This is a genomic window from Dehalococcoidales bacterium, assembly GCA_035529395.1.
Taxonomy (GTDB): domain Bacteria; phylum Chloroflexota; class Dehalococcoidia; order Dehalococcoidales; family Fen-1064; genus DUES01.
Genome location: DATKWT010000062.1, coordinates 1 through 13804, shown reverse-complemented (window position 1 = coordinate 13804; position 13804 = coordinate 1). Strand labels below are relative to the sequence as shown.

At 55.1% G+C, this 13804-nt stretch carries 13 protein-coding genes; 6 read left to right on the top strand and 7 right to left on the bottom strand.

Features of this window, described 5'->3' with window-relative positions; all coding sequences use genetic code 11:
* A partial coding sequence (locus VMW13_04325) for a hypothetical protein (GenBank protein ID HUV44041.1) occupies positions 1 to 868 on the bottom strand: 868 nt, incomplete at its 3' end.
* A gap of 641 nt (positions 869 to 1509) precedes the next feature.
* On the opposite strand from VMW13_04325, the gene VMW13_04320 reads away from it, so the two are divergent.
* Genes VMW13_04320 through VMW13_04310 form a run of 3 tightly spaced genes read left to right on the top strand, consistent with a single transcriptional unit; the run spans position 1510 to position 3774 of the window.
* On the top strand, positions 1510 to 2268 hold the full coding sequence (locus tag VMW13_04320) for a PAC2 family protein (GenBank protein ID HUV44040.1): 759 nt from the start codon (positions 1510 to 1512) through the stop codon (positions 2266 to 2268).
* Positions 2269 to 2290: 22 nt separating this feature from the next.
* Positions 2291 to 3208, top strand: coding sequence for a HEAT repeat domain-containing protein (locus VMW13_04315; protein ID HUV44039.1), 918 nt, complete (start codon positions 2291 to 2293; stop codon positions 3206 to 3208).
* A gap of 26 nt (positions 3209 to 3234) precedes the next feature.
* Positions 3235 to 3774 carry a GNAT family N-acetyltransferase gene (locus VMW13_04310; GenBank protein ID HUV44038.1) on the top strand — a complete coding sequence of 180 codons (540 nt, stop codon included), beginning with the start codon at positions 3235 to 3237 and terminating at the stop codon, positions 3772 to 3774.
* A gap of 18 nt (positions 3775 to 3792) precedes the next feature.
* On the opposite strand, the gene VMW13_04305 is transcribed toward VMW13_04310, so the two are convergent.
* The gene (locus tag VMW13_04305) at positions 3793 to 5196 is read right to left on the bottom strand and encodes a CoA-binding protein (protein HUV44037.1); all 1404 of its coding nucleotides are present in this window, start codon (positions 5194 to 5196) and stop codon (positions 3793 to 3795) included.
* A 248-nt stretch (positions 5197 to 5444) separates the two neighbouring features.
* A complete protein-coding gene (gene purF, locus VMW13_04300; protein ID HUV44036.1) occupies positions 5445 to 6842 on the bottom strand; it encodes an amidophosphoribosyltransferase in 1398 nt (465 codons plus the stop codon).
* Between the two features lie 340 nt (positions 6843 to 7182).
* Here purF and VMW13_04295 point away from each other — a divergent pair, with 340 nt between their 5' ends.
* Positions 7183 to 8055: an alpha/beta hydrolase gene (locus VMW13_04295; GenBank protein HUV44035.1), complete on the top strand. Its 873-nt coding sequence runs from the start codon at positions 7183 to 7185 to the stop codon at positions 8053 to 8055.
* 8 nt (positions 8056 to 8063) lie between these two features.
* Here the strand turns inward: VMW13_04295 and VMW13_04290 are convergent, their stop codons facing one another.
* Entirely contained in the window at positions 8064 to 8894 is an 831-nt protein-coding gene (locus VMW13_04290; GenBank protein ID HUV44034.1) for an enoyl-CoA hydratase/isomerase family protein, read from the bottom strand.
* Positions 8895 to 8964: 70 nt separating this feature from the next.
* Positions 8965 to 9366: a VOC family protein gene (locus tag VMW13_04285; GenBank protein HUV44033.1), complete on the bottom strand. Its 402-nt coding sequence runs from the start codon at positions 9364 to 9366 to the stop codon at positions 8965 to 8967.
* Between the two features lie 400 nt (positions 9367 to 9766).
* Here VMW13_04285 and VMW13_04280 point away from each other — a divergent pair, with 400 nt between their 5' ends.
* Both VMW13_04280 and VMW13_04275 read left to right on the top strand, forming a co-directional pair.
* Positions 9767 to 10114: a hypothetical protein gene (locus VMW13_04280; protein ID HUV44032.1), complete on the top strand. Its 348-nt coding sequence runs from the start codon at positions 9767 to 9769 to the stop codon at positions 10112 to 10114.
* Complete coding sequence (locus tag VMW13_04275; protein HUV44031.1) at positions 10104 to 10928, top strand: ABC transporter ATP-binding protein; 825 nt, start codon at positions 10104 to 10106, stop codon at positions 10926 to 10928. Before VMW13_04280 ends, VMW13_04275 begins: the two co-directional genes overlap by 11 nt.
* 435 nt (positions 10929 to 11363) lie before the next feature.
* Here the strand turns inward: VMW13_04275 and VMW13_04270 are convergent, their stop codons facing one another.
* Both VMW13_04270 and VMW13_04265 read right to left on the bottom strand, forming a co-directional pair.
* Complete coding sequence (locus tag VMW13_04270) at positions 11364 to 12647, bottom strand: AMP-binding protein (protein HUV44030.1); 1284 nt, start codon at positions 12645 to 12647, stop codon at positions 11364 to 11366.
* On the bottom strand, positions 12638 to 13429 hold the full coding sequence (locus VMW13_04265; GenBank protein ID HUV44029.1) for an ABC transporter ATP-binding protein: 792 nt from the start codon (positions 13427 to 13429) through the stop codon (positions 12638 to 12640). Before VMW13_04265 ends, VMW13_04270 begins: the two co-directional genes overlap by 10 nt.
* Positions 13430 to 13804 lie beyond the last annotated feature (375 nt).

Below are 13804 nucleotides of genomic sequence, written 5' to 3'. Positions count from 1 at the left end.
TTTCTGCCTTGTACTGAGCGTATGTAAAGCCCAGGTTTGGGTCGCCGCCCTGCCCCTTAATATACTGGTTATACGCGGTATCTACAGTATACCCCCTGGATTCGTAAAACAGCTCGAACCCATAGCCGCCATCGTAACTGTACGGAATACCAGCCGCTTCCAGATCGTCCGTGGGCGTTAGCGCCCCATCAGTGTAGTAATAGAAAGTTGTGCTACCATCTGTGTTGAAACTCCCAGAAGGATATACCCATTGATTGGTGTTCATGAAATCGCCGGTGCACTCACCGTGTGTATGCTCAGCCCAACTGCCGTCCCATGGGTCGGGTCCAGGTTGTCCGTAATAAATCCAGTAATCATCAACGTGACCCTTGGTGGCTCGTCCATCCACACCATTGCGTGTTGCACTTAATGGACATTGAGCCCTTGTATCCGAATTTGAATCTTCCCAAGTTCCCCAGGAGCTATTGTCCAGTGGCATCACACCACTATTTGTTGGTCCCGCGTACATGTTCCCATATCCTGTTCTGTCATAATATCCGGCTAGCATTGCCGCGGAAGTAGCCGAACATCCGAAACACCAACTAAAGGCTGGTACATTAGCTAGAACATTAAGACCCGCGGCTATGTTTGGCTCAGGTAGCTCAACTGTAACACGCTCAAAACCAGGCGGAGGCGTAGGCGGGCCATTGATTATGACCTCATCGATACTTATGCCGTCAAGGACTACTGTACGGACACTAAAGTATTCGCTGTCGGGACCGTCAGCAAAGACCTGCGCTGGAGCAATAGCTGGCACCAGCAATAATGCTGATACGGAGACAAGGAAAACAGTGCCCGCAAGGGTACAAATCCATCTGTTGATGCGCATAAATATCTCCCGTCTTTCGTTAGTAGTTCAAGCCGGCATTCCCCGTTTCAACCCGCAACGAGGAATCCCTGCCCTCATCGCTATCTTCACCAACAGTACATCCATGGCACTCGATTGTCAATCCCCATTCCGGAGCCTGCCGGTAGTACCCCACAAACACGATACCCACTGTAATCCCTGACCAACGTCTGTAAGCACTGATAAAGCACCCCTTCTGAGGGGCAACGTCATTGCGAGCAGGGACTCTGAGCAAAGCGAAGAGACACCGAAGCAATCTCCGGGAAAAGAAAGAGATTGCCGCGCCCGTATCCCCACGAATAATAGTTATGTCTGTCCAGAGGTAGACATAACTCGAAAAACAAATCACGCTCGGTTAGCCTCGATTTGTTTCCCTTTATTTTTCATTATCTCTTTTGTCGCCATCAGTCCCATCGGTCACCAATGTAGTGGACGAGCACATTACCTTGACCGGCCTCCAGTAGCGGTTGTAATATTAAGATGTACCATCGTTATCATTATATTCACTCATACTTGAAAACCGCCGTCATCCAATAGTATACTCCCGGTTAAAGGAGGCCACCGCCCTGGAAAAGAACCGTATCAGCCGAATAACAGCCCGTCCCAAGCTGACTTCGCCGGTCATGCTGGCAGCATGGCCAGGGGTGGGTAACGTAGCCATGATAGTGGCTGACTATCTCCTCAGGAATCTGCCCTTTAAGGCACTCGCGGAGATAGAAGCCTCCTACTTCTTCGACCCCATAGGCGTGGTAGCCCGCAATAACGTGGTGGAAGCACCCCAGTTCCCCCAGAGCAGGTTCTACTACTACAAGACCGGCGCGGAGCAAAACGACCTGATAGTCTTCATCGGCGATGACCAGCCGGTTTCCAAGGCTTATGAACTGGCCAGCAGCGTCCTCGATGTCGGACTGAAGTTCGGTATCAGCCACGTGATTACGTGTGCTGCCGCCCTGACACACATCCACTTCACCGAGCAGCCCAGGGTGTGGGGGGTGGCTACCACTCCGGAAATGACCGAACTGCTTGAAAAGTATGACCTGGTTCACCGGGGCAATCTACAGATTTCCGGCCTGAACGGACTGCTCCTCGGGGTGTCTAAAGAGAGAGGTGTCAACGGCATCTGTCTTCTTGGCGAGGTACCGACACATGCTTCCCGAGTAGAGAACCCGATGGCCGCCCTGGCAATACTCGGGATACTGACGACAATGCTGGGGATTGAGGTGGATACTTCAGAGCTTACCCAGATCGCCCGCGAGACCAGGGAGCAGTTGAAACAGATGACCGCCATGGCCATGAGTGAGTACATTGAGCACTTCACCCAGCCTATCTGGGAGCAGGACGACAACGGATTGGACGATGATGAGGATGAAGAAGACGAGTAAGACCATGCGGTGGGAGGTCTAGTTGTCGCTGGCAGAAATCATTACCGGCCTTCGCAATGACGATGGTGACCTGCCTGACTCCAGCCTGGTTGAGCTATCGGAGCTTGACTCCGAGGAGATGGCTCTGCTGGCGCAGTCCTGGGATGATATCGCACCGGAGCGACGGAGTATTATCGTCAGCCGTTTGATTGAAATGGCGGACAGGAACGTCACCCTGAATTTCCACGCGGTCTTCAATCATTGCCTTGGGGACACCCACGCCGAAGTAAGAAAAGAAGCAGTCCGGGGTCTCTGGGAGTGCGAAAAAACCTCACTGATTGAACCACTCATCGGTTTGCTGGAGGAAGACCCCTCGGAGGCAGTACAGGTTGAAGCCGCCCGTACTCTGGGCAGGTTCGCCCTGCTTGTTGAAAACGGCACGATAGCTTCCGAGTACACCTCTCGGATAGCTCACACCCTCCTGAATATCACCGATGACAGCACCAGACCGATGGATGTCCGGCGGCATGCCCTTGAGGCAGTCGCTCCACTGAGCCTACCCGAAGTCAAGACAGCGATAGGAGACAACTACCTCAGCAGGGATGACCGGCTTCGTATCAGTTCGGTACGAGCTATGGGTGGGAGTTGTGACCTATCCTGGCTACCGGTTCTCCTCAGGGAGCTGGGCAGTGCTGATGCCGAGATGCGTCGCAAGGTAGTGGAGTCGCTCGGTGAGATAGAGGATAAAGACACCGTCCCACAGCTTGCCGAGCTCATCTACGATGATGACATCGAGGTCCGGCTTGCCACCATCCATGCGCTTGGCAGCATCGGTGGTGCCGAAGCCAGTGAGTGCCTGAAACTGTGCCTTGATGACCCCAATGAGGCTGTCAGCCAGGCCGCCGAAGAAGCCCTGCAAGAACTGGCAAACAGGGAAGGCATGTCATCCTTTTTGATTTGACATGATGAGATACTCTCGAGAGAAGCATGATTGACGGTAGCAAGGTAATACTTCGCAACAAGAGGATGTCCGATGCCAGGAAAGACTACGAATGGCAGAAAGACCCGGAACTTGCCTGGCTCGATGCAGCACCGCCGATAGACTATACGTATGACGAGTATCTAACGGACTACGGCAGCGAACTCTTCTTTCCTTCTCCGGCCCGGCGCTCCTTCGCCGTTGACACCCTTGACGGAAAGCACATTGGCAACTGCGTCTACTACAATATTGACGAGAACCGGAGCGAAGCCGAACTCGGTATCATGATTGGTGACCGACACTACTGGGACAAAGGTTACGGTGCCGACACCGTAAGAGTGCTGCTCGACCACGTCTTCCGCTTTACGAATCTGAACCGCATCTACCTGAAGACCCTGGTTAGCAACGCCCGCGCCCGGAAATGCTTCGAGAAATGCAGCTTCACATCCTGCGGCCATCTGGAAAGGGATGGATACAAGTTCCTGCTTATGGACCTTTCCCGCGAGCAATGGCGGGAAGAGCAAAGAAAGAAGCAGGATACCGACTAGCGCGGGACCCGGACGTTATTAATCGTCCCTCTTCTGGAACTGATAGTAGTCGAGGGTGTTCCTCAGGGCTAGAGCACCCCTATCCAGGCTGGTGAACGCCGGTACCCCACCATCCTGGAGTTTCTTAACCAGCGTCCGTGCTTCCCCGACAACCTTCGGCAGAAATGGTACCGTGATAGTCACCATGACCGGCTTGGAACTTCGGTTCCTGAGGTCAACGATTGACTGGATTTCCTCATCGCGACGGTCTTCTAACCCCGGAGGACCGCCGGTACCCGTGTACATCAATAGCACGATGTTATCTATGTTATCGTCACCCTCGATAATGTCCATGATACGCTTCATCTGGGCGCGGTTCGGGTTGCCGGTGTCTATCGGGTTCTGATAACTCCCCCCGATTACACTGAAGAACTCCTCAAACTGGTCATAGGATTCCCTGGTGAGTGGTGGCACCTCCAGTCCCACCTCGGTAAACGCATCGGTGATGGCAACCGACTGCCCTCCGGACCCTCCGGCCAGGACCACTTTGTTGCCATAGACCGGATTGAGATAAAGTAGTGCTTTCAGGGTATCAATCAACGCGTCCATCCCTGGTGCCGTGACTGCACCACCCTGTCGCATGGCAGCATTCCATATGTCCTGTGACACCGCCAGGGAGCCGGTATGTGAGGCGATAGCCCGGCCACCATCCTGAGTACGGCCGCCCTTCCATATCACCACCGGCTTCTTCCGTGATACTTCCTTGAGCACATCCAGGAACCTTCTCCCCTCCCTGATACCCTCGAGGTACATGCCAATCACCTTGATGCCATCATCCTGGCCGAAGTACTCAAGGTACTCGGCTGCATCAAGTACGGTCCCGTTGCCGAAACTGACCGATTTGTTGACGTCCACACCCTGAAGATGGGCCTCCAGACTGAAGTTAATCGCGTGGGTACCGCTCTGTGAGATGAAGCCCACCGGCCCGGCGGCTCCTGTGTACTGACCTCCCATCTGCTTCAAGCCAACTGCAGGATTGAACAGACCCATGCAATTCGGCCCAATTAGATGAAAACCTGCCTCTATCGCCCGGTCGGTGAGGGCACGCCCCATGTCTATACCATCCTGGGTATCCGTCTCACTGAAACCCGCGGTAAAGAAGTGAGCGGCCGCTACATCCTTGCGAATGCAGTCCTCCAGCACATTGAGAGCGTACTTCCGCCCCACAGCCACAATTGCCAGGTCCACGGGTTCCGGGATGGCTACCAGACTGGTGTAGTTCTCTATCCCCATCTTCTCTATCCGCTCGATTGTCTTCGGGTTAACCTGCACGGAGTAGAGCTTACCCTTGAAATCACCGTGGGAACGAATCCACTGGAAGAACCCGGAATCACCGACTATCGCCAGGACCCTGGGATTAAAGGCCCTATCAAGTTTGGCCATGTCTGCTCTCAATTTCTCACCTCTGGTTATGCGCAACCCGTGCCAGTGGTTGCTGGTCTCTAATACTCACCCGCTGCATGTTTGCGGGATGGATGGCATCAATTAAATCCGAACACGCCTGCCACGAAAAATCGGATAGGTTATATAGTTTTGTCAAACAGTAAAATGTACTTCCTCTGTCCAACCTTGAGTAGCTATTCAGAATGGTAATACGCATATTCCCCCAACAGACACGCAGGGGCTATGCACTACTCATGGTCCAACGCTGAGTTTTCCAGGGCCAGCTTGTCCATCTGCAATTGCACCGGCATGGGGTAGTCGCCAACGAAGCAGGCCATGCAGAACGTTTCCCGGGGCAGGTCCACCGCCTTAAGCAACCCGTCCACACTTAGATAGCCCAGAGAATCAGCACCGATGAAGTCGCGAATCTCCTCAACGGTCTTGTGAGACGCGATGAGTTCCTGGCGGGTAGCCATATCCACTCCCAGGAAACAGGGGTATTGTATCGGTGGGGCACAGATGCGCATGTGTATCTCTTTCACCCCGGCCCTTCTCAGCAGGTTTACCACCTTGGGAGTGGTCGTGCCTCGCACTATGCTGTCGTCAACTACGACAAGTCGCTTCCCCTCGAGCATCTGGGGCAGCGGGTTGAACTTGAGGCGGACCCCCAGGTCCCTTATCCGCTGGTCGGGTTCGATGAAGGTGCGTCCCATGTAGCGGTTCTTGAGCAGTCCCTCCGAGAAGGGAATGCCGGAATGTCTCGCATAGCCTATACCGGCGGCAGTGGCCGAATCCGGCACTCCTATCACCAGGTCGGCATCAACCGGATGCTCTTCGGAAAGCCCCGCCCCCATGGCCATACGTGCCGGATATAGTAGCTTTCCGTTGATTACACTATCCGGCCGGGCGAAGTAGATATATTCGAAGATGCACAGCGACCTTCTATCAGAATCTTCCCGATAGCTCTCGACTTCACCCTGACGAACCCGTAGTATCTCTCCCGGTTCAATCTCACGGATAAACTCGGCACCGATGTGGTCAAGCGCACAACTCTCCGAGGCGATTACATGCCCTCCATTCATCTGTCCGAGGCAGAGCGGACGGACGCCCCACGGGTCACGAACCGCAAAGAGACTATCGTTAGTGAGCAGGCACATGGAAAATGCACCCTGGAGCCGGTGCATGGCGTACCTTATCCTGTCCACCCAGCTCTTCTCCGGAGAGGAGATAATGAGATTGGCGATGACTTCGGTATCCGTGGACGTGCGGAACGTGTGGCCCTGCGCAATGAGTTCTTCGCGAAGGAACTCGGCATTAATGATATTACCGTTGTGGGCTATGGCAATCGCATTAGCGCCCCGACCGACGATAATGGGTTGGACATTGATTACTCGACTGGAACCCCGGGTCGAGTAGCGGTTGTGTCCGATGGCAATATACCCGCTGAGCTGGCTTAGCCTCTCCTCGGTGAATACCTGAGAGACCAGCCCCATATCGCTGGTTACCTGCATCCGCAAGCCATCGGCAACGGCAATGCCGGCACTTTCCTGGCCACGGTGTTGCAGGGCGAATAGAGCGAAATAGGTAAGTCGACTTACATCCTCATCAGGACAGTAGACACCAAATACTCCGCAACTCTCGTGCAAATCTCACCCGCTGCTTCGCTTCTATGGTCTATATGAATTATAGCTCATCGGCCGCTTTCGGGTCAATTGATAATCAGTGGAATTCACCGGTCTATCGGATGACTTAGTCTCTCCGGTATTGAAATAGTCAGTAGCGGGTGGTACCATAAACGGAACCTTCCCCCCTTTATAATGATAATACTGAACATCCCGTAGATTAAGTGCTGTATCTGAGTATGGGTAAGTGATATGCTTGAGTAAGTGTCAGCAGATTACAGGACTCCGAGCCTCAGCCACCTGGGTATGAGGTCAGGTGCAGAGTTTGGCGTAATCCATAGTAGTCCCACATAAAGGAGGTCTGATGCCAACCGCGAATATCAACGGTTTCGAGATGTACTATGAGACGAAAGGAGACGGTTTCCCGCTGGTCTATGTGCACGGCGGGTTCGGTGGATTGGGTACGGGCATGGGTGCTGAAGCTCCCGCCTGGCGGGACCGCTTCGCACGGTATTTCAGGGTAATTACCTATGACCGCCGTGCTTCCGGACGTTCCGGATACCCCGAAGAAGGTTTCACTATGAAGGACTTCGCTGGTGACATTCTCGAGTTGTTACATTACCTGGGGCATGACCGCGCTCATATCCTGGGAACATCGGCCGGAGGCCAGATTACGCTTGCCTTCGGCCTCGAATTCCCCGAAGCAACCGCCAGCCTGGTCGTCACCGACTCCGCACCGTGGTTATCACCGGACGAGGAGATGAAAGCCAGGCTCCGGGAGCGTATCAGAATCCTGAACGAAGACAGCCCTCTGGCTGCCTATGAAGCCAGGACCACCGAAGGTACAGTGGGACTGAACCTGTTTGTCGGACGCCCGGAACGTACCGAAAAGGAGAGTCACGCGCAGCAGGAGGCGATGGAACGCATCCGGGAAATGTTGCGCCAGACCCCACGGGAAGAGCGCATCGCCAAGTACGCCGGTGAACTGCGCACCTATTCCGGCTATGTCGACTGGGATGCTACTCCCCAGTTCCGGGACATAAAGCCGCCCACTCTCGTTCTATACGGCACTGAGGACAGCGTCTTCCCGGCACAGGGCTCGCGCGATATGGCCAGGCTAATACCGGATGTACAGGTAAAGGCCTTCGAGGGTGCCGAGCACGGGGTCACCCGTTTCCCGGAGGCGCTTGACATTATCTTCTCATTCCTGCAGCAGCATACGCCGGGCAGCGTCTGACAACTCACTTACTCAGAATCCTGCTGTTCAAAGTTCTTTAATAGGTCTTGCGCTTGCTTGGCATCCTGTCCGGAGGCTACATAGGCACGCATCCTGTCCAAGGCATCTCCGCTGATGAGTGTCTCCCGGAATAGCTCGCTCTCCAGAGCAAGGCCTTCCTCCAGGGGCATCTCTGTGCCTTCATAGATGCACCGCCGGATGAGTTCGACCGCCAAGGGTGGTTGGGCTGCCAGTATTTTAGCGAACTCCAGCGCTTCCGGCATCAAGTTTAGCGGGTCGCAGGCACGTGTTACCAGACCGATGCGCTCCGCTTCCTCCGCGAAGACTGGTCTACCTGTCAACTGCAGTTCCAGGGCACGGCCGAGTCCGATGAGTCGCGGCATACGCTGGGTTCCACCACCACCGGGGAGGATTCCGGCACCGACCTCAGGCTGGGCCACCGATGCGGCACGCGACATGAAACGGAAATCGCAGGCCATACACAGTTCCAGCCCACCACCGGCCACCGGGGCATTGATAGCTGCAATCACCGGCTTCGGGCCACGCCGATACACGCCCCTTGGCGCCGGACGCTCAGTCGGCAAGGTGATCTGTCCCGCCTTGAGGGCATCGCCCCATTGCACCAGGAGCGATACATCAAAGTGCTGGATAAAGACCTCCATTACCGCACTGGTGAGAATACCTACCCGCAATTCCGGGGCCTCGTACAAGTCCTCGACTACGTCATTGAACTCCGCAGCCGTTTCATTGTTCCAGAGATTCTGCGGTGGATTGCTAAACCTCCAGATAATAACCGGCCCATCCTTTTCCACCTGGAAGAACCTGGGTTTGTCAGCCATACCTCTCCCTCCTTTGTTACTCTGTAATCATCTCTGTATCGGCCTGCGCAGTTATAGACCTGACCTGAGATTACTTCTTTTCGACCAGCTCGATAAGCACCCCGTGAGTTGATTTCGGGTGGACAAAGACCGGGCCACCTTTGGCTATCGATTCCGGGTCATCGCTGTTCATGCGTACACCCCTGGCCCGCAATGACTCGACGGCCTCGCCCAGATTCTCGACCTCCAGAGCCATCATGTACACACCTTCACCCCGACGCTCCAGAAAATTGGCGAGGGCTCCTTCCCCGGGATTCAGAGGCTCGATTAGCTCGAACACAGCATCACCAACAGGCAATAGCGCGTTCTTTATACCCATTTCGGGCAGAGTGCCGGACTGTGACGCCACGAGCCCGAACTTGTCGGCGTATTCCTTGGCCGTCTCCTCTACATTGTTGACCGCTATGTGTATGGCGCGGATTCTGGTAAACATTCTTGCCTCCCTTTTTTATTACTGTCCGGGTATGCAGTGGTACTTGACGGATTCATCCCAGCGTCATTTTCGCTGCGGCTTTAGTTCTGCTAACACGTCAACTGATGGTTCTCCGAGAGAAAGCGTCTGCCACGTGTACAATGCACTATTGTAGCACTTTCGCAATGGCAGCGCACGGTATCGCCAGGGTAAGATATAGGGGCACGCGTATAGATATCGCCCCTTTCTCCTTTGGAGAAAGGCGTAAGAGGGGATGAGGTATTGCCACATGAGAAGGCGGCCGGTACCATAGCTAAACCACACAAGTAACCTCCGGTGGCAACCGGCATCATCTGTTGGAGTGTCACTAATGTACCGGACGAGTACCCACAGTTGAACTGGCAACCGCACAAATGGTACCATGGGAGTCAAGAAGGAGCAATGTGATATTCACATGGTAGACTGGCAGGTAACGGCAACAACGATACACTGCGATGCCGTTGATGACGAAGTGACCATAATGGTCGACAAGGACTGGTCCGCTAAGTGTACCGGTGTCCGAAAGTATACTGAATCCCGCGAGGAGCAGCTCAACATGGTCAGGAAGAGCCTGCAGCTGAGACGAGCGCTGGAGTGCGAAGGCACGCAATGCATCCGCATATTAGAGTACAAGCAGAAACTCCGTGACGAAGAAGCCTTGAAGATGCGGTCCACACCAGGTCCGGCTGACACATCCGGGGAAATAGAGCCATCTACAGATGAACAGTGAAAACGGCCACAAGGTAAAGGTACGAATAGAGGACCTCTCCCTGTCCTTTGGCGGTGTCAATGCGCTGAGTGATGTCAGCATTGATATTAAGGACAACGAAATCCTGGCCATAATCGGCCCCAACGGTGCGGGCAAGACCTGCCTGTTGAACTGTATTAATGGGTTCTACAAGCCACAGAAAGGCGAGGTATACTACGACGGCCGCAGGATTACCAGAATCCGACCGGACAGGGCAGCCAGACTCGGCCTGGCCAGGACATTCCAGAACATCGAGCTTTTCGCCGGTCTGAGCACACTGGACAACATCATGGCCGCCCGCCACATGCTCATGAAGCAGAACCCGCTGACCGGAGCTATCTACTTCGGCCCGGCCCATGCCGAGGAGATTGAGCACCGCCGGACAGTGGAAGACATCATAGATTTTCTGGAGATAGAACCGATAAGAAAGAAGGTGGTCGGCACGCTGCCCTACGGAATGCGCAAACGAGTAGAGTTGGGCAGGGCGTTGGCTATGGAACCGAAGGTCCTCCTCCTCGATGAGCCGATGGCGGGGATGAACCTGGAAGAGAAGGAAGACATCGCCCGGTTCATCATCGATATCTTCGAAGGTCAGGGGGATACCTATCCAAGCACTCCTGTCCTCAGGGACGGCGTCGACTGCATCGTCCTGATTGAGCATGACATGGGAGTGGTCATGGACCTGGCGGACAGGATTGTGGTGCTTGATTTCGGGCAGAAGATTGCCGAGGGCACTCCCGAGGAGATAAGGACAAACCCGCAGGTGATTTCAGCCTACCTCGGTAAGGAAGAGTAATAGTGACCCTGTCGCGGGCCTGACTGCCACGCAGGTGGCTACAGGTTCGAGTCCCCCGGGACATGATGATTCGTTCGGGGAAGGTAATATCTCGATTTCAATGCCGACTAAAAATTATGGGAAACAAATGGAGGCTAGAAAAGGCTTATCAGGCACGAATTGTTTTTAGAGTTATGTAAAGCTTTGATGCCGAAGTTTGTCTCATATAGAATTTGAATTTAGCAGGTTGCTGAAGAACCCTTTCGACCAATCCCCGTGCGGCCCAGCTGGGCCGCCTTTCCCTTTCTGGCCAGGAAAGGGGGAAAGATTATATCTGGGGAACACCCTTCTGGACTTTCCTATCCATCATACGTAGAGATATATACGAGACACTACACCAGTATGTTCCGCGGGGAGAGACCCTTCAGCTTCGGCCTGCTGGCTTTGCCAGCAGGCTTAGTCCCACTTCCTCGGGTCCACTATCCGTGACTGGTCTTCGGGGATGCTGCCCAGTGCCACGAACTCGACCCTGTCTACCCTTACCCGACAAACATTCTGAACGCGCTCATTCAGTTCCGCAGTCAGTGCGTCCCGGTCAATATCTTTGTTCTTCAGTTCGACCCTGAGCGCCATATAATCGCGCTGTCCCTCACGGCTGACGACAACCTGGAACCGCGAGACCGCCTCGATGCCAAGCACCGCTTCCTCAACCTGTCGGGTGACGACAAACATCCCCCGCACCTTGACGGCATCACCGGTCCGCCCGACAATCCCTACCAGTCGGTTTGAGCTCCGTCCACACGGGCACGGTTCTGTGATGTACGAAGACATGTCACCGGTGCCGAAGCGGATAATGCCCCAGGCCCTGTTGTGCACCGGGGTAACCACGATTTCCCCAATCTCACCGGGGCCAAGCTGCTTCCCTGTCTCGTGGTCGACTATCTCAATCACGTAGTCATCCATGAAGTGCATGCCGGATTTCTCCGGGCATTCGTAGGCAAGGGCACCCCCCGGCTCGGTGACCGCGTAGGCCTGGCAGGTATTGATGGTGTAGTCCTCTTCGAGGGTTTTCCTCACCGACGGTGACAGGGGTTCACCGGTGAACCAGGCACGCTCCAGTACGAAGTCCCGACGGAAGTCATGCCCCATCTCCTCCGCCCTGCGGATGAGGGTCATCAGGAAAGAAGGCGTACCGACAAACCCGGTGACCTTGAGGTCGAGCATTGTCCGGACCTGGATATCGGTGTTACCGGTACCGGTGACGACCACGGTGGCCCCGCAATCCCTCAAAGCCTCGTGGAACAGAACACCGGCGGGGGACAGGTGATAGGTGAAGGTATTGATGACAATATCACCCTTCCTGAAACCGGCGGCGTAGAAGGACCTGGCAAACCACTCGATGGACCCGCTGTGCAGCGGCTCGTATATCGGACCGGGAGAGATGAATATCCGCTCTACATCTTCCGGCGGTATCGCCAGGAAACCGCCGTACGGAGGCCTGGTCTTCTGTAGCTCAATCAGGTCCGTCTTCCGGGTGATGGGCAGCTTCTCCAGGTCCTCTATCGTTTGAATATCTGTGGGTTGAACCCCGGCGCGGTCCAGCATTTCACGCGCCGCAGGCGCGTTGTGGCAGGCATGGTCGACCGCCTCGCGCAGCTTCCCGTTGAGATACGTCCGTCTTTCCTCGGCGGTCATAGTCTCCAGTTCATCGTAATACTGCCCGCCAGATTTTAGAGCCATCGTTTTCGCCTCTTGTAGTGCTTCACTTCCCGGTAGCTTTTCCTGGTACCCACCGTGGAGAGCCCCATGTAGAACTCCTTGACATCCTCGTTGTTCTTGAGGAAGTCCGCCGTGCCGTCCAGGACAATCCGGCCGTTCTCCATAACATAGCCGGTGTGAGCAATGCTCAGGGCAATTCTGACGTTCTGCTCGACGAGGAGCACCGACGTCCCGGACTCAGTATTGAACCGCTCGATGATATTGTATATCTCCTCGACCAGGAGGGGTGCCAGACCCAGGGACGGTTCATCGAGCATCATCAATTTGGGGGCAGCCATCATGGCACGACCGATGACCAGCATCTGCTGCTCACCCCCGGAAAGATAGCCGGCGATGCCGCGCCGCAGGTCCTTCAGCCTCGGGAAGTAGCCGTAGACCATCTCCAGGTCACCCTTCACGGCAGTGCGGTCGGTACGATGATATGCTCCGACGAGCAGGTTCTCCTCGGCGGTAAGATGCCCGAAGACCCGACGGCCTTCAAGCGCCTGGATAATGCCGAGTTTACCTATCTCTTCGGCACTCTTCCTGTCGATTCTCTCGCCATTCCACTGGATACTGCCGTCGGTTACCTCGCCTTCTTCAATGTGAAGAAGGCCGGAGATTGCCTTGAGCGTGGTACTCTTACCGGCACCGTTCGCCCCGAGCAGGGCAACAATCGCCCCCTCCTCAACGGTCATTGAGACACCGTGCAGTACCCTGATGACATTGAGGTAAGCGACCTCAATGTTGTTCAGCACCAGCATATTATTTCCACTTCGGACGGGGACCCTGTTCTCTTGAAGGGCCCCCGCCCTACTCCAGCATTAGTTATAGCAGGGTGATGAAGAACCCTTTCGACCAACCCCCGTGCGGCCCATCTGGGCCGCCTTCCCCTTCCTGGCCAGGAAGGGGGGAATAGTTATATCTGGGGGACACCCCCAGACCCCTGCCAAAGGGGCTTCGCCCCTTCTGAGGGGCGCCCCCTTATGGCAGGGGTCTGGGGGTGTCCCCCAGATATAATCTTTCCCCCCTTCCTGGACAGGAAGGGGAAGGCGGCCCGTCTGGGCCGCACGGGGATTGGTCGAAAGGGTTTTTCATAGGCTTGCTAGAATGACAGGGACTGTAAAGGCATTTGTAAG

What these genes read in the sequence shown, in the direction of transcription:
- VMW13_04290 (HUV44034.1), bottom strand. Translation starts at nt 8,894, where the DNA reads ATGGCTGACAAACCCAGGTTCTTCCAGGTGGAAAAGGATGGGCCGGTT.
- VMW13_04320 (HUV44040.1), top strand. Translation starts at nt 1,510, where the DNA reads ATGCTGGCAGCATGGCCAGGGGTGGGTAACGTAGCCATGATAGTGGCT.
- VMW13_04275 (HUV44031.1), top strand. Translation starts at nt 10,104, where the DNA reads ATGAACAGTGAAAACGGCCACAAGGTAAAGGTACGAATAGAGGACCTC.
- VMW13_04270 (HUV44030.1), bottom strand. Translation starts at nt 12,647, where the DNA reads ATGGCTCTAAAATCTGGCGGGCAGTATTACGATGAACTGGAGACTATG.
- VMW13_04285 (HUV44033.1), bottom strand. Translation starts at nt 9,366, where the DNA reads ATGTTTACCAGAATCCGCGCCATACACATAGCGGTCAACAATGTAGAG.
- VMW13_04265 (HUV44029.1), bottom strand. Translation starts at nt 13,429, where the DNA reads ATGCTGGTGCTGAACAACATTGAGGTCGCTTACCTCAATGTCATCAGG.
- VMW13_04305 (HUV44037.1), bottom strand. Translation starts at nt 5,196, where the DNA reads ATGGCCAAACTTGATAGGGCCTTTAATCCCAGGGTCCTGGCGATAGTC.
- VMW13_04295 (HUV44035.1), top strand. Translation starts at nt 7,183, where the DNA reads ATGCCAACCGCGAATATCAACGGTTTCGAGATGTACTATGAGACGAAA.
- VMW13_04280 (HUV44032.1), top strand. Translation starts at nt 9,767, where the DNA reads ATGGGAGTCAAGAAGGAGCAATGTGATATTCACATGGTAGACTGGCAG.
- VMW13_04310 (HUV44038.1), top strand. Translation starts at nt 3,235, where the DNA reads ATGATTGACGGTAGCAAGGTAATACTTCGCAACAAGAGGATGTCCGAT.